15 protein-coding genes are annotated in these 19,484 nt (G+C 72.0%); 10 read left to right on the top strand and 5 right to left on the bottom strand.

What is annotated here, in order from left to right:
• Positions 1 to 2 precede the first annotated feature (2 nt).
• Positions 3 to 1,619 carry a carboxyl transferase domain-containing protein gene (locus ACFUO4_RS11905; RefSeq protein WP_383482919.1) on the bottom strand — a complete coding sequence of 539 codons (1,617 nt, stop codon included), beginning with the start codon at positions 1,617 to 1,619 and terminating at the stop codon, positions 3 to 5.
• A 95-nt stretch (positions 1,620 to 1,714) separates the two neighbouring features.
• Here ACFUO4_RS11905 and ACFUO4_RS11910 point away from each other — a divergent pair, with 95 nt between their 5' ends.
• The 4 genes from ACFUO4_RS11910 (at position 1,715) to ACFUO4_RS11925 (ending at position 5,472) form a co-directional block, all read left to right on the top strand.
• Positions 1,715 to 2,308, top strand: a complete 594-nt coding sequence (locus ACFUO4_RS11910; RefSeq protein ID WP_383482922.1) for a TetR/AcrR family transcriptional regulator — start codon at positions 1,715 to 1,717, stop codon at positions 2,306 to 2,308.
• 118 nt (positions 2,309 to 2,426) lie between these two features.
• Positions 2,427 to 3,584, top strand: a complete 1,158-nt coding sequence (locus tag ACFUO4_RS11915; protein WP_383482925.1) for an acyl-CoA dehydrogenase family protein — start codon at positions 2,427 to 2,429, stop codon at positions 3,582 to 3,584.
• A 35-nt stretch (positions 3,585 to 3,619) separates the two neighbouring features.
• The gene (locus ACFUO4_RS11920; RefSeq protein ID WP_383482928.1) at positions 3,620 to 4,492 is read left to right on the top strand and encodes an acyl-CoA thioesterase; all 873 of its coding nucleotides are present in this window, start codon (positions 3,620 to 3,622) and stop codon (positions 4,490 to 4,492) included.
• A 5-nt stretch (positions 4,493 to 4,497) separates the two neighbouring features.
• Positions 4,498 to 5,472 carry a cation diffusion facilitator family transporter gene (locus ACFUO4_RS11925; RefSeq protein WP_383482930.1) on the top strand — a complete coding sequence of 325 codons (975 nt, stop codon included), beginning with the start codon at positions 4,498 to 4,500 and terminating at the stop codon, positions 5,470 to 5,472.
• A gap of 12 nt (positions 5,473 to 5,484) precedes the next feature.
• Here ACFUO4_RS11925 and ACFUO4_RS11930 read toward each other — a convergent pair whose 3' ends face one another.
• Both ACFUO4_RS11930 and ACFUO4_RS11935 read right to left on the bottom strand, forming a co-directional pair.
• Complete coding sequence (locus ACFUO4_RS11930) at positions 5,485 to 6,273, bottom strand: phosphatase (RefSeq protein ID WP_079306314.1); 789 nt, start codon at positions 6,271 to 6,273, stop codon at positions 5,485 to 5,487.
• Positions 6,274 to 6,335: 62 nt separating this feature from the next.
• The gene (locus ACFUO4_RS11935; RefSeq protein ID WP_383482934.1) at positions 6,336 to 8,126 is read right to left on the bottom strand and encodes a helix-turn-helix domain-containing protein; all 1,791 of its coding nucleotides are present in this window, start codon (positions 8,124 to 8,126) and stop codon (positions 6,336 to 6,338) included.
• A gap of 191 nt (positions 8,127 to 8,317) precedes the next feature.
• Between ACFUO4_RS11935 and ACFUO4_RS11940 the strand changes: the two genes are divergently transcribed.
• The 3 genes from ACFUO4_RS11940 to ACFUO4_RS11950 all read left to right on the top strand — a co-directional run bounded on the left by ACFUO4_RS11940 (position 8,318) and on the right by ACFUO4_RS11950 (position 12,492).
• On the top strand, positions 8,318 to 9,775 hold the full coding sequence (locus tag ACFUO4_RS11940) for a sodium:solute symporter (RefSeq protein WP_383482937.1): 1,458 nt from the start codon (positions 8,318 to 8,320) through the stop codon (positions 9,773 to 9,775).
• A 66-nt stretch (positions 9,776 to 9,841) separates the two neighbouring features.
• Complete coding sequence (gene speB, locus ACFUO4_RS11945; RefSeq protein ID WP_059191949.1) at positions 9,842 to 10,813, top strand: agmatinase; 972 nt, start codon at positions 9,842 to 9,844, stop codon at positions 10,811 to 10,813.
• Complete coding sequence (locus ACFUO4_RS11950) at positions 10,810 to 12,492, top strand: thiamine pyrophosphate-binding protein (RefSeq protein ID WP_079306320.1); 1,683 nt, start codon at positions 10,810 to 10,812, stop codon at positions 12,490 to 12,492. Before speB ends, ACFUO4_RS11950 begins: the two co-directional genes overlap by 4 nt.
• Before the next feature lie 13 nt (positions 12,493 to 12,505).
• Here ACFUO4_RS11950 and ACFUO4_RS11955 read toward each other — a convergent pair whose 3' ends face one another.
• Positions 12,506 to 13,312 (bottom strand): endonuclease I family protein, encoded by an 807-nt coding sequence (locus ACFUO4_RS11955; protein ID WP_383482940.1) that lies wholly within the window; start codon positions 13,310 to 13,312, stop codon positions 12,506 to 12,508.
• A gap of 219 nt (positions 13,313 to 13,531) precedes the next feature.
• Positions 13,532 to 15,697, bottom strand: a complete 2,166-nt coding sequence (locus ACFUO4_RS11960; protein WP_383482943.1) for a glycosyltransferase family 39 protein — start codon at positions 15,695 to 15,697, stop codon at positions 13,532 to 13,534.
• Positions 15,698 to 15,829: 132 nt separating this feature from the next.
• On the opposite strand from ACFUO4_RS11960, the gene ACFUO4_RS11965 reads away from it, so the two are divergent.
• The 3 genes from ACFUO4_RS11965 to ACFUO4_RS11975 all read left to right on the top strand — a co-directional run bounded on the left by ACFUO4_RS11965 (position 15,830) and on the right by ACFUO4_RS11975 (position 19,479).
• A complete protein-coding gene (locus tag ACFUO4_RS11965) occupies positions 15,830 to 16,672 on the top strand; it encodes a serine hydrolase (RefSeq protein ID WP_383482946.1) in 843 nt (280 codons plus the stop codon).
• A 158-nt stretch (positions 16,673 to 16,830) separates the two neighbouring features.
• Entirely contained in the window at positions 16,831 to 18,351 is a 1,521-nt protein-coding gene (locus ACFUO4_RS11970; protein ID WP_383482949.1) for a serine hydrolase, read from the top strand.
• 78 nt (positions 18,352 to 18,429) lie between these two features.
• Complete coding sequence (locus tag ACFUO4_RS11975; protein ID WP_383482952.1) at positions 18,430 to 19,479, top strand: esterase-like activity of phytase family protein; 1,050 nt, start codon at positions 18,430 to 18,432, stop codon at positions 19,477 to 19,479.
• Positions 19,480 to 19,484: the final 5 nt, after the last annotated feature.

Raw genomic sequence — 19,484 nt, forward strand, 5'->3', positions numbered from 1 at the left:
CATCACATCCGGAAGACGCCGAACTGGGGGTCACCCAGCGGGGCGTTCGCACAGGCGGTCAGGGCCAGGCCCAGCACCTGGCGGGTCTCCAGGGGGTCGATGACCCCGTCGTCCCACAGGCGGGCCGTCGCGTAGTAGGCGTTCCCCTGGCGGTCGTACTGCGCCCGGATCGGGTCCTTGAAGGCCTCCTCGGCCTCCGCGGGCCAGTCCTCGCCCCGGGCCTCCAGCTGGTCCCGCTTGACGGTCGCGAGGACCGAGGCGGCCTGCTCGCCACCCATGACGGAGATCTTGGCGTTGGGCCACATCCACAGGAAGCGGGGGGAGTAGGCCCGGCCGCACATGGAGTAGTTGCCCGCGCCGTACGAGCCGCCGACCACGACCGTCAGCTTCGGCACGCGCGTGCAGGCGACGGCGGTGACCATCTTGGCGCCGTGCTTGGCGATGCCGCCGGCCTCGTACGAACGCCCCACCATGAACCCGGAGATGTTCTGCAGGAACACCAGCGGGATGCCGCGCTGGTCGCACAGCTCGATGAAGTGGGCGCCCTTCTGGGCGGACTCGGAGAACAGGATGCCGTTGTTGGCGACGATGCCGACCGGGTGGCCGTGGATGCGGGCGAAGCCGGTGACCAGGGTCTGCCCGAACCCGGACTTGAACTCCGCGAAGCGGGAGCCGTCGACCACGCGCGCGATGACCTCGCGGACGTCGTAGGGGGTGCGGGAGTCGACCGGGACGGCGCCGTAGAGGCCGTACGGGTCGACCTTCGGCTCGACGGCCGGCTCGACGGACCACGGGAGCGACCCGCGCGCGGGGAGCGTGGCGACGATGTCGCGCACGATCCTCAGGGCGTGGGCGTCGTCCTCGGCGAGGTGGTCGGTGACACCGGAGACGCGGGAGTGGACCTCGCCGCCGCCCAGCTCCTCGGCGGTGACGACCTCGCCGGTCGCCGCCTTCACCAGGGGCGGGCCGCCCAGGAAGATCGTGCCCTGGTTGCGGACGATCACGGCCTCGTCGCTCATCGCGGGGACATAGGCGCCACCGGCCGTGCAGGAGCCGAGGACGGCGGCGATCTGCGGGATGCCGGCGCCGGACATCCGGGCCTGGTTGTAGAAGATCCGCCCGAAGTGCTCGCGGTCCGGGAAGACCTCGTCCTGCATGGGCAGGAAGGCCCCGCCGGAGTCCACGAGGTAGAGACAGGGGAGGCGGTTCTCCAGGGCGACTTCCTGGGCGCGCAGGTGCTTCTTCACCGTCATCGGGTAGTACGTGCCGCCCTTGACGGTCGCGTCATTGGCGACGATCACGCACTCGCGCCCGCTGACCCGGCCGATCCCGGCGATCACACCGGCGGCCGGGGCCTGGCCGTCGTAGAGCCCGTCGGCGGCGAGGGGGGCCAGCTCCAGGAACGGCGAACCCGGGTCGAGCAGCGTGTCCACCCGGTCGCGCGGCAGCAGCTTGCCGCGCGCGGTGTGCCGGGCGCGCGCCTTCTCGCCCCCGCCCAGCCGGGCGGCGGCCAGCTTGCCGCGCAGCTCCCCGACGAGTGCGAGGTGCGCTTCCTCGTTGGCCCGCCAGGCCTCCGACGCGGGGTCTGCCGCGCTGTGAAGCTCCGGTGCCTCGTGCATCCTGCGGTCCCCTCACCCAGTGGTCGACTGTTAATGAGCGTTAACCATTTCCTTCAGGTTAACGACCGCTAACCTCCCTGTCTAGAATTGCTCGCATGGCCACCAGAACCGACGCCCCCACCCGCCGTGAGCAGATCCTCAAGGAGGCCGCTCGACTCTTCGCCGAGCGCGGCTTCCACGGCGTCGGCGTGGACGAGATAGGCGCCGCCGTCGGCATCAGCGGCCCCGGCCTCTACCGGCACTTCGCGGGCAAGGACGCGATGCTCGCGGAGCTGCTGGTGGGGATCAGCGAGCAGCTGCTGCGGGGCGCGAAGCGGCGGCTGGCCGAAGCGGACGGCTCCTCGGCGGCGGACGTCCTCGACTCCCTCATCGAGGGCCACATCGACTTCGCCCTGGACGACCGGCCCCTGATCACCTTGCACGACCGAGAGCTGGACCGCCTCCGCGACAGCGACCGCAAGCTGGTGCGGCAGCTCCAGCGGCAGTACGTCGAGCTGTGGGTGGGGGTCGTCCGCGAGCTGTACCCGGGGCTGACGGAACCCGCCGCCCGGTCCGCCGTGCACTCGGTCTTCGGCCTCCTGAACTCGACCCCGCACCTGGGCCGCCCCGGCTCCCTGCCGGGCCGCGCGGTCACGGCGGAGTTGCTGCACCGCATGGCCCGGGGGGCGTTCGGGGCGGCGGGGGAGTGACGAGCGTTACGGAGGGGTTCCCCCGTACGCCCTGGACGGTCCTCCCTACCGGCCGGTACCTTTGTCATCTGAGCAAGCGCTTAGACAAGCGACCCTGAGCCAGGTGGAGGTGGCGGACGTGCGCCGTACGGTGTTCAACGAGGATCACGAGGCGTTCCGGGAGACCCTCCGGGCCTTCATCGAGGCCGAGGTCGTCCCCGTCTACGACGAGTGGTTCGCGGCCGGTCAGGCGCCGCGCGACTTCTACTACAAGCTCGCCGAGCTGGGCCTGTTCGGCATCAACGTGCCGGAGGAGTTCGGCGGCGCCGGCATCGACTCGTACAAGTTCGAGGCCGTGATGTACGAGGAGACCGCCCGCGCGGGCGTCCACTTCGGCGGCTCCGGGGTGCACGTCCTGCTCGCCCTGCCGTACATCAAGATGCTCGCCACCGACGAGCAGAAGAAGCGCTTCCTGCCCAAGTTCGTCTCCGCCGAGGAGATGTGGGCGCTGGCGATGACCGAGCCGGGCACCGGTTCCGACCTCGCGGGCATGAAGACCACCGCCAAGCTGAGCGAGGACGGCACGCACTACGTCCTCAACGGCTCGAAGACCTTCATCACCGGTGGCGTCCACGCCGACCGTGTGATCGTCTGCGCCCGCACCGCCGCGCCCACCGCCGAGGACCGCCGCCACGGCATCTCCCTCTTCGCCGTGGACACCAAGTCCGAGGGCTACTCCATCGGCCGCAAGCTGGACAAGCTCGGCCTGCGCACCTCCGACACCGCCGAACTCGCGTTCGTCGACGTGAAGGTGCCGGTCGAGGACCTGCTCGGCGAGGAGAACAAGGGCTTCTACTACCTCGGCCACAACCTGGCGTCCGAGCGCTGGGGCATCGCCTTCGGCGCCTACGCCCAGGCCAAGGCCGCCGTCCGGTTCGCCCAGCAGTACGTCACGGACCGCACGGTCTTCGGCAAGCCCGTCGCCTCCTTCCAGAACACCAAGTTCGAGCTGGCCGCCTGCAAGGCCGAGGTGGACGCCGCCGAGGCGGTCGCCGACCGCGCGCTCGAGGCCCTCGACGCCGGCGAGCTGACCCCGGCCGAGGCCGCCTCCGCGAAGCTGTTCTGCACCGAGGTCGCGCACCGCGTCATCGACCGCTGCCTCCAGCTGCACGGCGGCTACGGCTTCATGAACGAGTACCCGATCGCCCGCCTGTACGCGGACAACCGCGTCAACCGCATCTACGGCGGCACCAGCGAGATCATGAAGACGATCATCGCGAAGGACATGGGTCTGTAAGGTCCCCGCAATCGCTGACCAGTAGAAATGACTGCATGAGTCAGGCACTACAGGGTCTCCTCGATCTGCTCGACCTCGAGCAGATCGAGGAGAACATCTTCCGCGGCCAGTCCCGGCCCGCCATCGTCCCGCGCGTCTTCGGCGGTCAGGTCGCGGCCCAGGCGCTCGTCGCCGCCGGGCGCACGGTCCCCGAGGACCGTCTCGCCCACTCCCTGCACGCGTACTTCCTGCGGGCGGGGGACCCGGGCGCGCCGATCGTCTACACGGTCGAGCGGATGAACGACGGCCGCTCCTTCACCGCCCGCCGGGTCGTCGCCGTCCAGCACGGCCAGCCGATCTTCGCCCTGTCGGCGTCCTTCCAGAAGCACGAGGAAGGCTTCGACCACCAGGCCCCGATGCCGCCCGCCCCCGACCCCGCCACGCTCCCCACCTCGCAGGAGCGGCTGCGCGGCTACGACCACATCGCGCCGGACGTCATCGAGAAGTTCCTGGAGGCCCGCGAGGCGATCGACCTGCGGTACGTCGACGAGCCGCCGTACGGGAAGTTCGGCGAGCCGCGCGAGCCGCACTCGCAGGTCTGGTTCCGCACCAACGGCAAGCTCGCCGACGACCCGCTCCTGCACGTAGTCCTCGCCACCTACGTCTCCGACATGACCCTCCTCGACTCCATCCTGCTCGCGCACGGCCGCGGCGGCTGGGCGACCGGGGACGTCGTCGGCGCCTCCCTCGACCACGCGATGTGGTTCCACCGGCCCTTCCGCGCCGACGAATGGCTCCTGTACGACCAGGAGTCGCCGTCCGCGCACGGCGGCCGCGGGCTCGGCCAGGCGCGCATCTACACGCAGGACGGGCAGCTCGCCATCTCGGTCATCCAGGAAGGCGTGGTCCGGGCTCCTCGGCAACACTGAGGGGCATGACGGAAGCGGAAGCAGCGGAACAGGGCGGCGGCGAGAGTACCTTCACGGTGATCGTGGCCGCCGTCGCCAACCTCGGCATCGCCCTCGCCAAGGCGGTCGCCGGTGTCATCAGCGGCTCCAGCGCGATGCTCTCCGAGGCCGCGCACTCGGTCGCCGACACCGTCACCGAGGTGCTGCTGCTCACCGCCCTGAAGCGCAGCGAGAAGCCCGCCGACGAGGACCATCCGCTCGGCTACGGCCCCGAGCGGTACATCTGGGCCCTGCTCGCCGCCGTCGCCACCTTCGTCGGCGGCGCGGTGTTCTCCCTCTACGACGGCATCCACACCCTCGTCGAGGGCGAGGAACTCGGCGACCCGCTGATCTCGTACGTCGTCCTCGGCGTCGCCTTCCTCCTGGAGGGCTACTCGCTGCGGACGGGACTGAAGCAGGCGCGCCGGGAGGCGGCCCGCTTCCAGGCGCCGTTCAGGCTCTACCTCCGGCACACCCCCGACACCGCCGTGAAGGCCGTCGTCCTGGAGGACTCGGCCGCGCTGATCGGCCTCGTGCTCGCCGCGGGCGGGCTGCTCGGCGGCCAGCTCACCGGTTCGGGCGTGTGGGACGGGGTCGCCTCGCTGCTCATCGGGCTGTTGCTGCTGGGCGTGGCCTGGGTGCTGGGGCGGTCCAACGCCGAGCTGCTGATCGGCCGCCCGCTGCCGAAGCCCATGCGGCAGCGGATCCGGGCCGAGCTGCTGGCGGTGGAGCACATCGAGGCCGTACTGGAGCTGACGACCCTGGTCCAGGGGCCGCGGGAGGCGCTGGTCGCCGCCAAGGTCGACTTCCGGGACGTGTCGACGGCGGCGCAGATCGAGTGGGCCTGCGAACAGGCCGAGCTGCGGCTGCGGGCCGCGTTCCCCGGCGTGACCAGGGTGTACCTGGACCCGACGCCGGGGCACGCGCAGCAGCGGACGGAGGGGCTGAACCCCTGGCCGTGAGCCGCGCAGGGCTTATCTGAGCCCCGCCTCCGCCAGCAGATACGCCGTCATCGGGTCGTAGTGGCGCGGGCTGACGACGTGGTCGTCGAGGGGAACGGTCACCTGGACGGTGCCTTCGGCCTCGCCGAGGAAGAGGGCCGGGTCGTTGCAGTCGGCGTACCCGACGGAGTCCACGCCGTGCTGGCCCGCGTAGCCCGCCCAGCCGTGGTCGGCGACGACGAGGTCGGGCAGCGGACGCCCCTCGCGCTCCAGGCCGGTCAGGATGGCCTTCATCGGCTCGCCGGAGTGGGTGTGCCACAGCGTGGCGCCGTGCTCCAGCATCGCCACGTCCGCGAACTGCATGACGTACCCCTCCTCCGTCTGGAGTCCCTCCGGGATGACGACGATCTCGCAGCCGGCGGCCCGCAGCGCGGCGGCCGTGGAGTGGTGGACCTCCAGGAGCCCGCCCGGGTGACCGGTCGCGAACAGCACCCGCTGCTGCCCTTCGGCGGCCTTCCGCAGCCGCGCCGCCATGCGCTCGAGGCCGTCGACCGTCAGCTCGGGGTCGATGGTGTCCTGGCCGTACCGGTACTCCGGGTCGTCGTTCACACCGACCCGCTCCGCCATCACCGCGAGCACGTCCTGCTCGTCGCTCCAGCGGTCACCGAGCTCCAGGCCGAGCCAGTAGTGGCGGTTGCCGTTCGCGAGCTGGCGGTAGTGCGAGAGGTTGTTCTCTCGGGGCGTCGCGACGTCGCCCGCGATGCGGGTCCGTACGAGGTGGTCGACGAGCTCGGCGCGGCTGGGAGTCCCGGGTATCGGCATGGGGTCCATTGTGAGGCAGGCGACCGTACGCGTGCGGGGTGTCCCGGCCGCTGGGACACGGGTCACTCACGCAGGGCGAACCACAACTCCATGCGTACGTCGGGGTCGTCGAGGTCGGCGTCGAGCAGCGCCGCGCACTTGGCGACCCGCTGCCGCACGGTGTTGCGGTGCACGGCGAGCGCCACCGCCGTCCGGTCCCAACTGCCGTGCAGGGACAGCCAGGTGCGCAGGGTGTCCACGAGGGCGGGGGAGTCCGCGAGCGGCGCGAGGAGCGTACGCGCATGGGCCTCGGCCTCGTCGGCCGGCACGAGAGCGGCGAGCCCGGGCCGCCCGCCGTGCCGGACGAGGGCGCTACGGGTGGCGCGGGCCCGGGCGAGGGCACGGGCGGCCTGGGTGTCGGCGAGCGGCCAGTCGCAGGGCTCCACGGCGGCGCTGACACCGAGGGTCCAGCCGGGGTACGGGGCCGCCGGCTCCCGCTCGGCGGGCAGCAGGACACGTACGACGTCCGCGGCGAGGTCGACGAGGGGCGAACCCAGGGCAGCGCCGAGCGCGGAGGCCGCTACGGCGTCGGGGGCGGAGGAGGGGGCGTGGGCCGGGGTGGCGGAGGAGGGGGCGTGGGCTGCTGTGCCGGTGGCCGTGGCTCGCGCCCGTGTGTCCGGGGCGGTGTCGGCCGCGGCTCCTGCCCGTGCGGTCGGGGTGGTGGCCCTGGTTTCTGCGCGTGCGGCCGAGGCGGCGTCGGCCGTGCCTCGCGCCCGTGTGTCCGGGGCGGTGTCGGCCGCGGCTCCTGCCCGTGCGGTCGGGGTGGTGGCCCTGGATCCTGCTCGTGCGGCCGGGGGCGCGTCGGCCGCGGTTCCCGCCTGTGCGTCCGGGATCGCGTGCACCACCACCCACCGCCCCGTCCCCAGCAGCCCCGCCACCTCCTCCGGCCGCCCGCCCAGCAGCAGCCGTACCAGCGCCGAGGAGCGGGCCGCCCCCGAGCCGCTCTGGTGTTCGCCGGTGAGCAGCGAGAGCAGGACGGCGGCGACGGAGGCGATGGTGTGGTCACCGGGGTCACGGGCCGGAGCGGCCACCCCGAGCACGAAGCCCTGCCCGGCACCGAGGGCGTAGGCGGCGAGATGAACGCCGGCGGCGGTGTGGGTGGCGGAGGTGGGGGTGCCGGGGCCGGAGGGACGGACGACCCGGGCGAGGTCGGCGAGCTCGGCGAGCGGGTCCCCGGTGGTGTCCCGGACGGCACGCCCCGCCGCCGCGATCTCCGTCCCCTCCGGTCCGAACAGCACCGCCCGGCCCCCCACCCGCTGGGCCAGCTGCCGCAGGACCGACGGCACCGGGTCCGGGCGGGACGCGGCCGCGGCGAGGCTCTGCTGGGCCTCCGTCACGCGGCGGAGTTCGGCGAGGCGGGCCTGGGCCATCAGCTGCCAGACCGCGCGGGCCACACCCGAGAAGGTGGTCTGCGGCGGGACCTCGATCAGGGGGAGTTCGTATGCCTCACAGGCCGCCACCAGCGCGCGCGGGACCGTGTCGTGCACCGGCGCCACGCCGAAGCCCAGCGCCGCGCCGCCCGCCGCCACGATCCGCGCGACGTAGTCGTCGAAGTACTCCCCCAGTCTCGACTTCGCTCGACCGGGGGGACCCCCATCCGACCCCGCCGCCTCCGGCACGTGCACGCCCGCCGTCAGCAGCAGCTCGCCGCCCAGCAGATACGGGTACGGGTCGGCCATCTCCGAGGTGTGCGCCCAGTGGATGACGGTGCCGGGGTCCTCGGGGCCCGCGATCTGCCGCAGCGCGAGGTCCTCGCGGGCCAGCAGTGCGGCCAGCGGGACCGGTGGGGTGGGTGGGACGGCCGGGTCCGGCATGGTGTGCGTTTCCTTCACTCCGAACGGCCTCAATGGATGAAACGTACACTTCGCAGCCGCTTTCCGGCCACCTAATGTCAGTCCCGACCGGCAGCCGCGGGTACGGGCGGATGTCCCCGCGAGCCCCTGCCGTCGTCCCCACCCCCCTCTGCACGACACGCCACCGGGATGCTCGCGAAGGAGGCCCCACCATGGCCATCGACTACACAGTCATCGTCGTCTATCTGCTCGGCATGCTGGCCATGGGCTGGTGGGGCATGCGCCGCGCCAAGTCCAAGAGCGAGTTCCTCGTCGCCGGACGCCGGCTCGGACCCGCGATGTACTCCGGCACCATGGCCGCGATCGTCCTCGGCGGTGCCTCCACCATCGGCGGCGTCGGCCTCGGCTACCAGTACGGCCTCTCCGGCGCCTGGATGGTGTTCACCATCGGCCTCGGCCTGCTGGCCCTCTCCGTCTTCTTCTCGGCCCGCATCGCGCGCCTGAAGGTCTACACCGTCTCCGAGATGCTGGACCTCCGCTACGGCGGCCGGGCCGGAGTCATCTCCGGCGTGGTGATGTGGGCGTACACCCTCATGCTCGCGGTCACCTCGACCATCGCCTACGCCACGATCTTCGACGTCCTCTTCGACATGAACCGGACCGTCGCGATCGTCCTCGGCGGCTCGATCGTCGTCGCGTACTCGACGCTCGGCGGCATGTGGTCGATCACCCTCACCGACATGGTCCAGTTCGTGGTGAAGACGGTCGGCGTGCTGCTCCTGCTGCTCCCGATCGCCGTCGTCAAGGCGGGCGGCTTCAGCGAGATGAAGGACCAGCTGCCCACCTCGTACTTCGACCCGCTGGGCATCGGCGGCGAGACGATCTTCACGTACGTCCTGATCTATACGTTCGGCATGCTCATCGGCCAGGACATCTGGCAGCGCGTCTTCACCGCCCGCAGCGACCGGACGGCCAAGTGGGGCGGCACGGTCGCGGGCACCTACTGTCTCGCGTACGCCCTCGCCGGCGCCGTCATCGGCACGGCGGCCAAGGTCCTCTACCCCCAGCTCGGCAGCGCCGACGACGCCTTCGCCACCATCGTCAAGGACGAACTCCCGGTCGGCGTCAGAGGCTTGGTGCTGGCCGCCGCGCTCGCCGCCGTGATGTCGACGTCCTCCGGCGCGCTGATCGCCTGCGCGACCGTGGCCAACAACGACATCTGGTCGCGCCTGCGGGGCAAGGTCACCGGCGGCGAGCGCGACGAGGTGGCGGGCAACCGCGCCTTCATCCTCATCATGGGCGTCGGTGTCATCGGCACGGCCATCGCGCTCAACAACGTCGTCGAGGCGCTGACGGTGGCGTACAACCTGCTCGTCGGCGGTCTCCTCGTCCCGATCCTCGGCGGCCTGCTGTGGAAGCGCGGCACCGTCCACGGCGCGCTCGCCTCCGTGATCGTCGGCGGCCTCGCGGTCATCGGCCTGATGGCGGGCTACGGCATCCTCGCCAACGAGCCCGTCTACTACGGCCTGCTGCTCTCCCTCGCCGCCTACGTGGCGGTGTCCCTGGCGACCCCCGCCACCGACGAAGCCGTCCTCACCGCCTGGCGCGAGCGGCTGGCCGGCCGGGGCGCCCCCGAACCTGTGTCCGAACCGGTCCCGGCTCCCCAGTAGAGTCGAGAACGCATTCCGTATATTCCGCACATACGCGATGAAGCGTAGGGAAGAAGGCAATACCCCATGAGCAGCAACGAGACGCCCCGCGGCCCCGTCGACTCCTCCCGCATCCCGCGGTACGCCGGCCCCGCGACCTTCGCCCGGCTGCCCCGACTCGACGAGGTCGGCCGCGCCGACGTCGCCGTCGTGGGCGTGCCGTTCGACTCGGGCGTCTCGTACCGGCCGGGCGCCCGCTTCGGCGGCAACGCGATCCGCGAGGCGTCCCGGCTGCTGCGCCCCTACAACCCGGCGCAGGACGCGTCCCCGTTCGCCCTCGCGCAGGTCGCGGACGGCGGGGACATCGCCGTGAACCCGTTCAACATCAACGAGGCCGTCGAGACGATCGAGGCGGCGGCGGACGAGTTGTTGGGGACGGGCGCCCGGCTGATGACCCTCGGCGGCGACCACACCATCGCCCTCCCCCTCCTCCGCTCGGTCGCCAAGAAGCACGGCCCGGTCGCCCTGCTCCACTTCGACGCCCACCTCGACACCTGGGACACCTACTTCGGCGCCGAGTACACGCACGGCACGCCGTTCCGGCGGGCGGTGGAGGAGGGCATCCTCGACACGTCGGCGTTGTCCCACGTGGGTACGCGCGGCCCCCTGTACGGCAAGCAGGACCTCACCGACGACGAGAAGCTGGGCTTCGGCATCGTCACGTCGGCGGACGTCTACCGCCGTGGCGCCGACGAGGTCGCCGACCAGCTGCGCCAGCGCATCGGCGACCGCCCCCTCTACATCTCCATCGACATCGACTGCCTGGACCCGGCCCACGCCCCCGGCACCGGCACGCCCGAGGCGGGCGGCATGACGTCCAGGGAGCTCCTGGAGATCCTGCGCGGCCTGGCCTCCTGCAACCTGGTCTCGGCCGACGTCGTCGAGGTGGCCCCCGCGTACGATCACGCGGAGATCACGTCGGTGGCCGCGTCCCACACGGCGTACGAACTCACCACGATCATGTCCCGTCAGATCGCCCAGGAGAAGGCAGCGAAGTGACCCACGACCACGACCTGGTGCTCCGCCCCACGGAGGCCCAGACCGCCGCCGCCCTGAACCCGCCCGCCGGCCGGAACGGCGGGGACCTGGTCGTGGAGACGCTGGCCGCGCTCGGCACGACGACGGTCTTCGGCCTGCCGGGCCAGCACGCGCTCGGCATGTTCGACGCGCTGCGGCGCAGCGATCTGCGCTACGTGGGCCTGCGGGTGGAGAACAACGCGGGGTTCGCGGCGGACGCGTACGGCCGGATCACCGGCGAGGCGGCCCCGCTGCTGCTGTCGACGGGCCCCGGCGCGCTGACGTCGCTCGCGGCGCTCCAGGAGGCGGCGGCGGCCTCGGCCCCGGTCCTCGCGATCAGCAGCCAGATCCCTTCCGCGGGGCTGGGCGGCGGCCGCCACGGCTACCTCCACGAACTCCCGGACCAGTCCGCCTCCTTCCGGGGCGTGGTGAAGTCGGTCCACACCGTGCGCACCCAGTCCCAGATCCCGTCCGCGATCGAGGCGGCCTGGAAGTCGGCCCTGACGGCCCCGCACGGCCCGGTGTGGGTGGAGATCCCGCAGGACGTGCTGCTGGCCGAGACGTCGATCCCCGTGGTGACGGGCGGCGACGCGTTCCCCGAGGAACTGCCGCCGCGCGTCGAACTGACGGCGGTGGCGGCGGACCTGCTGTCCCGCGCCGAGCGCCCGGCGATCATCGCGGGCGGGGGAGTCGTGCGAGCGGACGCGTCCGGGAAACTGCGGCAGCTGGCCGAGGTGTTGCAGGCGCCCGTCGTCACGACCCCCGGCGGCAAGGGGGCGTTCCCCTGGAAGCACCCCCTGTCCTTGCAGTCCTGGATCGAGGACCGCCACACCACGGACTTCCTGGAGGACGCGGATGTCCTCCTGGTGGTGGGCTCGGGGCTGGGTGAACTCTCCTCGAACTACCACACGTTCAAGCCGCGCGGCCGGGTGATCCAGATCGAGGCGGACCTCGGCAAACTGGAGTCCAACCACCCGGCGCTGGGCATCCACGCGGACGCGCGCCTCGCGTTGCAGGCGCTGCTGGAGACGGTGTCGCCGAGGGAGGACGCGCAGGCGCCGGAGCGGGTCCGGGAGGTGCTGGCGCGCGTCGCGGAGCGCATCGACGCGCAGGAACTCAACCTGGAACAGGAGCTGTTGGCGTCCGTCCGCCGGGCCCTGCCCGCCACCTCCCCGTCCTTCTGGGACATGACGATCCTCGCGTACTGGGCCTGGTCGGCGTTCGACGCGAAGGGCCCCAACCTCCTGCACTCGGCCCAGGGCGCCGGCGGCCTGGGCTACGGCTTCCCGGCGGCGCTGGGAGCGGCTGTGGCCGACCCCTCGCACCCGGTCCTGGCCGTCTCGGGAGACGGCGGCGCCCTGTACTCCATCGCCGAACTGGCGACGGCCCGCCAGTACGACCTGAACGTCACCTGGCTGATCGTCGACGACGGCGGCTACGGCATCCTGCGCGAGTACATGACCGACGCCTTCGGCCAGGCCACGGCGACGGAGCTGTCCCGCCCCGACTACGTGGCACTGGCCGAGTCCTTCGGCGTCCCAGGGGTGCGTACGACCCCTGAGACGCTGTCGGACGACCTGTCGAAGGCACTCGGCACACCGGGTCCCTCGGTGGTCGTCCTCCCGGCGGTGCTGCGGATGTTCGCACCCACGCACCTGTAGCCGGGCGGCGCTCCTACCAGATCGCCTCGACCCACTCCGGGTGGTCGATGAACGGGTTGCGGTTGTGCTGGTAGGTGTCGTAGATGACCTGGTTGCGGCGCTCCTCGAAGGCGCTCGGCGGGTCCGCCTCGTTCCAGGCCTTCAGGACGGAGAGCTTGCCCATGTAGGGGTTGGAGCCGTTGCCGACCTTCTCGTTGGGCTCCAGGTTCGCGAAGCCGTCGTCACCCTCGTAGCGCACGGCCATGTAGAGGATCATGCGGGCCACGTCGCCCCGGTCCGCGGCGCGCGGCGCGAAGGAGTCGGAGTCGACGGTGGAGCCGCCGCCGTTGGTGACGGCGCTGCCGCCGTTGTCGAAGTCCAGGTTGCCGCGGGTGCTGTTGACCGTGACGTCACAGGCGCGCAGGTGGTGCAGGTCGGTGCCGGGGCCGACCACCTCGCCGAAGTCGCCGTGGGACTTGGCCCAGGTGTGCTCACGGTTCCAGTCGCCGACGTCACCGCCGTTGAGGGACTTGCTGCGCGAGACGCCGCTGTACAGGAGCAGGACGTTGCTGGTGTTGTTCGGGTCCTGGTCGGTGGTCTTGAGCGCGTCCCAGACCGCGGAGTACGAGATCTTCGAGACGTTGGCGCTGATGATCGTGTGCAGGGACGACTTCAGGCTCGTGCCCGTCTTGCCGATCGCGTTCTTGTAGTACGTCGAGTCGTACGCGGTGGTCGTGGCGGCGGCCGGGGTCGCGGTGAGCGCCGGGGCGCAGAGGCCGGCCATGACGGCGGCCGTTGCCAGTGCCACCGACTTCCAGCGTCGTATGCGTGTCGCCAGCATGAGGAGGGTCCCATCTACGCGGGTTGAATGGAGGCGGCAAGCGAGAGAGTGACATGGACATGCGGCTCTGTAAATGGAATCCGCGTGTCCATTGGGTGACCGAGAACGGCAAATCGGGCCTTGTCTACGCGAGTTGACGTGACGAAACGGCCCCCGGCCGGGTGGCCGGGGGTCGTTGAGGCCGTACGTCGGTCGTGCGTCAGGCCGTGCGTCAGATCTTCAGCCGACGTCCGAGGGGTCCAGGCGGTAGATCGAGGACGACGAGCTGTCCTCGGTCGCCTTCACCGCCGTGCCGTTCTTCTGCACCCAGCTGGTGATCTCCTGGTTGAGGCCGCTGTTGCCGCCCATGCCGCCACCGCCGAGCTGGATGTAGTGCAACTCGCCCTTCTTCACCAGCTCCTTGAGCTTGGCCAGGGTCATCGCCTGGTCGGAGCCGGTGAAGCCCCACATGGAGATGACGGGCTTGTGGGTGCTCAGGATCAGCTGTCCGGCGCTCTGCGAGGTGGAGACCGCGAGCAGCCACTTGGCGCCGTCCTGGTGCTTCTCCAGGTACGCGATCAGCTCGCTGTCGACGCTGCCGCCGCCCATGGGGCCGCCACCGCTGCCACCGCCACTGCCGCCACCGAAGCCGCCGCCGGGAGCGCCGCCCGTGTCCCCGCCCGTGTCCCCGCCCGGCGACTCCCCGTTCGCGCCGCCCGGTGCGCCACCGCCCTGCGGAAGCTCACCGCCGCCGCCACCGGGCTGCATCTGGCCACCGCCGGGCTGACCGCTGCCCTCCAGGGCGCCCTGCCGCATGCCACCGGGGCCGCCTCCGTTGCCGCCCCGGCCGCCACCGGGGCCGCCCATGCCGTTCCCGGTCGACGGGCCCGCCGTGGGATTGGTGCCTCCCATGCCGCCCGTCGTGGAGTCGAGGGCCGGCGAGGCGGCGTACGCCGTCGGGCCGGCGAGGCCCGCCACGACCGCCGCGGCCACGGACACGGCCAGCAGCCGGGCCCGGGTCCCGGAACCCGCCGTACGGAAGACGGACAGACCCACGATCGCGAGCACCATGACCACGCCGACGACCGGCCACAGCCAGGTGTTCCAGCCGGTGGCCCGGCGCAGCAGCACGATCGCCCAGACGCCGGTGACCGCGAGACCCGCGGGCAGCACCCACGACCAGCGGGCGTCGCCGTCGCGGAAGGCGCGCCACAGCATCACACCGCCGCCACCGGTGAGCGCCGCGATGCCCGGGGCGAGCGCGGTCGTGTAGTACGGGTGCATGGTGCCCTCGGCCAGCGCGAAGGTCAGGTAGTGCAGCACCAGCCAGCCGCCCCACAGCATGAGCGCGGCCCGCGTCGGGTCGGTGCGCGGGGCCCGGCCGCGCAGCACCAGACCGGCGACGAGCGCGAGGAAGGCGAAGGGGATCAGCCAGGAGATCTGGCCGCCGAGGACGTCGTTGAACATCCGCCCGATGCCCGCGGTCCCGGCGAAGGTGCCACCCCCGCCGCCTCCTCCGCCCCCGCCGTTGCCCTCGCCGCCGAGGACCCGGCCCAGGCCGTTGTAGCCCATGATCAGGTCCCAGGCGGAGCCGTCGGTCGAACCGCCGATGTACGGCCGCTCGTCGGCCGGGACCAGCGAGACGGCCGTGGCCCACCAGAAGCTGGCGACGGCCAGCGCGACGGCGGCCAGGGCCAGGCTGACGGCCTTCTTCCGCCAGCCGAGCTGCGAGGCGTACACGTACACGGCGAAGACGGCGGGCAGGGCGATGTAGCCCTGGAGCATCTTGGTGTTGAAGGCGAGCCCGAACAGGACCGCGGAGCCGATGAGCGGCAGCAGCCGGTCGGTGCGCACGGCGCGCAGGGCGAGGGCCGCGCCGCCGACCATCAGCAGCACCAGGACGGTGTCGGGGTTGTTGTCGCGGTTGATCGCGACCGTGATCGGGGTGAGCGCGAGGACCAGCGCGGCGATCGCGGCGGCCGCGTGCCCGAAGGCCCGCTTCACGGAGCTGTGCAGGATCCAGATCGTGCCGAGCGCGGCGGCGATCTCGGGCGCCATCATCTGCCAGGTGCCGAAGCCGAGGACGCGGCACGACAGGCCCATGATCATCAGGGCGAACGGCGGCTTGTCGACGGTGATGAAGTTGCCCGCGTCGAGCGAGCCGAAGAACCACGCCTTCCAGCTCTGCGTACCGCTGTAGACCGCCGCGCTGTAGAAGCTGTTCAGGCTGCTGCCGGACAGGTTCCAGGCGTACAGGAAGCCCGCGAGGACCAGGATCGCGAGCAGCGCGGGCAGTGACCAGCGGGGTGCCTTGTCCGGGGGTGCCGCCGGTGGGGCGGGCGGCGGCCAGTCGGGAGACACGGCCGGGGGCTCGGGGTGGGGGTGTGGATCGGTGGCAGATGTCACCCGGGCATGGTGCGGAGCCGGGGTGAGCGCGGGCTGTGCCGTGGCTGGCCCCTGCCTGTGAATTTCCTAGTGTGCTGCGTCACTTTCGAACACGCATGCAACCTTTCACTCCCGTCCGTGAGTCAAGAGGGCATGACTCACGGCATATCCAGACGCGCCAGATGGGTGGCGGGGGGCGCGCTCGTCGCGTGTGTGGCAGCCACCGCCCCCGCCACCGCCGCCACGGCCCCCACCGTCAGCTGTACGTCGTCCAAGGCGGGCCTCGCCGACAAGCTGAAGCGGGACATCACCTCGGCCCTCGCCAACCGCAAGGGCACCATCGCCGTCGGCCTCTACGACCGCAGCACCAAGACGACCTGCACGCTGCGCGCGTCGTCGGCCTACGACTCCGCGAGCGTCGTCAAGGTCACCGTCCTCGCCACGCTGCTGTGGGACGCGAAGCTGCACAACCGCTACCTCACCGACCGCGAGACCACCCTCGCCAAGGCCATGATCACCAAGTCGGACAACAGCGCCACCAGCACCCTGTGGAAGCAGCTGGGCCTGACGAAGATCAAGGGCTTCCTGAGCGCGGCCGGCATGACCCAGACCAAGCCCGGCGCCGACGGCTACTGGGGTCTGACCCAGATCACGGTCACCGACGAGCAGAAGCTGCTCAAGCTGATCACCGCGTCGAACACCGTCCTGAGCGACAACTCCCGCACGTACATCCGCAAGTTGATGAGCCAGGTCATCTCCTCGCAGCGCTGGGGCACCCCGTACGGCGCCCCCTCCGACGTCACCGTGCACGTCAAGAACGGCTGGCTGCAGCGCTCCACGCACGGCTGGCGCGTCCACAGCGTCGGCACCTTCAAGGGCGGCGGCCACGACTACATGATCACGGTGCTCACGCACGACAACAGCACCATGAACTACGGCATCACGACCATCCAGGGCGTCGCCAAGGTCATCCACAAGGACCTCGCCGCGAGCTGACCGCACGCGGAGGCCCGCGGGTTACCCTGAGCGTGGTGGTTCCGGCCGCCTCCGGGTCCGCGGGCAGGGCTGCAAGCCCATCGGTGCACGGCCAGGCGATCGACCACCGGTCTTTCCTGCCCGACGTCGCGGACCCGCGGGCGTGAGGAAGGACTCCGGTGTCCGATCACTCCCGTTCCCTGCCCGACCGCCCGAACCTGCGGTATCTGAAGACCGAGGCCAAACGCCGGTTGCGCTCCGGGGAGTTCACCACCCTGCACGAGGCGCAGCTGACCGTCGCCCGGGAGCACGGCGCACCGAGCTGGGCGGCGCTCAAGCGGCTCGTCGAGGACCGCGCCGTCCCACCGCGGCGGCACGCGAGCCGGCAACTGCGCTGGATCGCCGCCCGGTTCGCGGACGCCGACGCGCCCGCCGAGGAGGAGCTGCGCGAGCACGTCCACGAGCGGCTCCTCGAAGCGATGCCGCCCGAGGAACTGCTGCCGAGGCTCATGAAGCTCGCGCCGCGGCTGCACGGCCCCGGCACCAGCGCCCTCTCTCTCGTCGAGGACACCCCCACCCACGCCCTGGCCCGGCTCGACTCCGCCGGCCTGGCGGCGGTCGCGCAGCTGCAGGTGGTCGTCGAACCCACTCCGCCGCACCGGCTGGTGGGGTTCCGCGTCCACCCCGCCGCCGCGATCGACGACCCGCGGCTGACCGCACCGGGCACCCGTACCGAGGGGCACATCCCCCCGGTGGCCGTGGAGGTGGCGGAGGAGGTCTTCGCCGAGTTCGGCCTGCCGGGACTGGCGCTGGCGTCCGCCGGTCCGCGGGACACCGCCTGGGCCCTCGCGCGCGGCTGGGCCGCCCTCGAGGATCCGAGCGAACCGCTGACGACCCGGCACCGCTTCCCCGCCGGGTGCGTCACCACGCTGGTGACGGCCACCGCGGTCCTGCGCCTGGTCGCCGACGGCCGCGTCGGCCTGGACGACCCCGCCGACCGGCACCTGCACACCGTCCGCCTCGCCGACCCCGCCGTCACCGTCCGGGAACTGCTCAGCCACACCGGCGGCGTGGACACCCCGCCCGCATGGCTCGCCGACCGGGTGCCGGACCCGACGGCCCTGTTCGGCCGCGTCATCCCCTGCGGCGGGCCGCGCGGCCGGTACGCGGACAGCGACGCGGGTTACTTCGCGCTCGGCCTGCTCGTCGAGAACCTCACCGGATCACCCTTCCCGCAGGCCGCCACGGACCTCGTGCTGCGCCCCCTGGGCATGGCCGACTCCTGCTTCCCGGACCACTGGCCCGCCCGGGCCGACGCGGACACGGTCACCGGGTACGCCGCCTTCGAGGACGGCACGCTCATCCCACGGCACCGGGTCAGCACCATGCCCGCCGCGGGCGGCCTGTGGACGACGGCGCCCGACCTGGTGCGCTTCGGCCTGAGCTGGTCCACCCTCCTGCCCGGCGAGCTCGCGCGCCAGGCCCTCACCCCGCAGGCCGCCCTCCCCGGCACCGGTCACACGGGCCTGGGCTGGGAGCTGGACCGGACCGCGGACACCGCGGGCCACACGGGCCACCTCCCCGGCGCCTCCGCCGCCCTCGCCGTCCGCCTCCGCGACGGACGCGTCCACGCCACCCTGACCAACCGCAGCACCCCCCTCGAACCGATCAACGGCCGCCTCCTGCGCGCGCTGCCCTGACGCCCGCTCACGCCGTCCAGCGGATCTGCACACCTGCCGGACTCCCGCCCGTCACCCACCCGTCCTACGGTGGCGCCCATGCGCCTGAGAACCGTACTCGCGACCACCACCGCGGCCCTGGCGGCGGCCACCTGTCTGAGCGCCGCCGGGCCCGCCGCGGCCGGGGCCGACGCCCCGCAGAGCCGCGCCTGTTCGCCGTCCGTGTCCCTCGACAGCTTCTCCGACGTGCTGGACAAGACGACGTTCGACGGCACCTTCGTCGGCAACTTCTCCGCGCTCGCCGTGGACGAGGACGGCTCGCTCGCCGCCCTGGAGGACCGCTCCTCCCTCTTCCGGCTGGACGCGAAGACGCTCCAGCCCGAGTCCGTCGTCCCGCTCGCCGACGAGAAGGGTGCCGCGCTCGACAGCGAGGGCCTGGTCGTCGACCGGGACGGCACCCGTCTCATCTCCTCCGAGACCGAGCCGTCCGTACGCCGCTACAGCACCGACGGGCACATCCTCGACCGCCTCCCCGTCCCGCCGTCCCTGCTCGTCGCCCCCGCCGGACGCGCCACCGCCAACCAGACCTTCGAAGGCCTGACCCTCCTGCCCGGCGGCCGCACCCTGCTGGCCTCCATGGAGTACGCGATCGCCGGCGACTCGGCCGGCATCGTCCGCTTCCAGACCTGGCGGCGGACGAAGGGCGGACACTTCGGGCTCGCCGCCCAGTACGCCTACCGCACCGACGCCGGCCTCGGCGTCCCCGAGGTCCAGGCCCTCCCCGACGGCCGCCTCCTCGTCCTGGAGCGCGGTTTCACCTCCGGCGTCGGCAACACCGTCCGCCTCTACCTGGCCGACCCGCGCCACGCCACGGACACCAGCGGGGTGGAGCACCTCACCGACCTCACCGGCACCACCGGCCAGGACGGCGTACGGCTGATCAAGAAGACCCTCCTCGCCGACCTCGTGAACTGCCCGTCGCTGGGAGCGACCGCGAAGCAGCCGCAGCCCAACCCGCTCCTGGACAACATCGAGGGAATGGCGGTCACGGGGTACTCGAAGGGCCGGCTGAAGGTGCTGCTGGTCAGCGACGACAACCAGAACGCCGTCCAGACGACCCGGTTCTACCGCCTGCGGGTACGGATCTGAGCCCT

Source organism: Streptomyces sp. NPDC057280, assembly GCF_042668605.1.
Taxonomy (GTDB): Bacteria; Actinomycetota; Actinomycetes; order Streptomycetales; family Streptomycetaceae; genus Streptomyces.

Coding starts and splice junctions, on each gene's coding strand:
- ACFUO4_RS11905 (WP_383482919.1), bottom strand. CDS start 1,619: ATGCACGAGGCACCGGAGCTTCACAGCGCGGCAGACCCCGCGTCGGAG.
- ACFUO4_RS11910 (WP_383482922.1), top strand. CDS start 1,715: ATGGCCACCAGAACCGACGCCCCCACCCGCCGTGAGCAGATCCTCAAG.
- ACFUO4_RS11920 (WP_383482928.1), top strand. CDS start 3,620: ATGAGTCAGGCACTACAGGGTCTCCTCGATCTGCTCGACCTCGAGCAG.
- ACFUO4_RS11925 (WP_383482930.1), top strand. CDS start 4,498: ATGACGGAAGCGGAAGCAGCGGAACAGGGCGGCGGCGAGAGTACCTTC.
- ACFUO4_RS11930 (WP_079306314.1), bottom strand. CDS start 6,273: ATGCCGATACCCGGGACTCCCAGCCGCGCCGAGCTCGTCGACCACCTC.
- ACFUO4_RS11935 (WP_383482934.1), bottom strand. CDS start 8,126: ATGCCGGACCCGGCCGTCCCACCCACCCCACCGGTCCCGCTGGCCGCA.
- ACFUO4_RS11940 (WP_383482937.1), top strand. CDS start 8,318: ATGGCCATCGACTACACAGTCATCGTCGTCTATCTGCTCGGCATGCTG.
- speB (WP_059191949.1), top strand. CDS start 9,842: ATGAGCAGCAACGAGACGCCCCGCGGCCCCGTCGACTCCTCCCGCATC.
- ACFUO4_RS11955 (WP_383482940.1), bottom strand. CDS start 13,312: ATGCTGGCGACACGCATACGACGCTGGAAGTCGGTGGCACTGGCAACG.
- ACFUO4_RS11965 (WP_383482946.1), top strand. CDS start 15,830: ATGACTCACGGCATATCCAGACGCGCCAGATGGGTGGCGGGGGGCGCG.
- ACFUO4_RS11975 (WP_383482952.1), top strand. CDS start 18,430: ATGCGCCTGAGAACCGTACTCGCGACCACCACCGCGGCCCTGGCGGCG.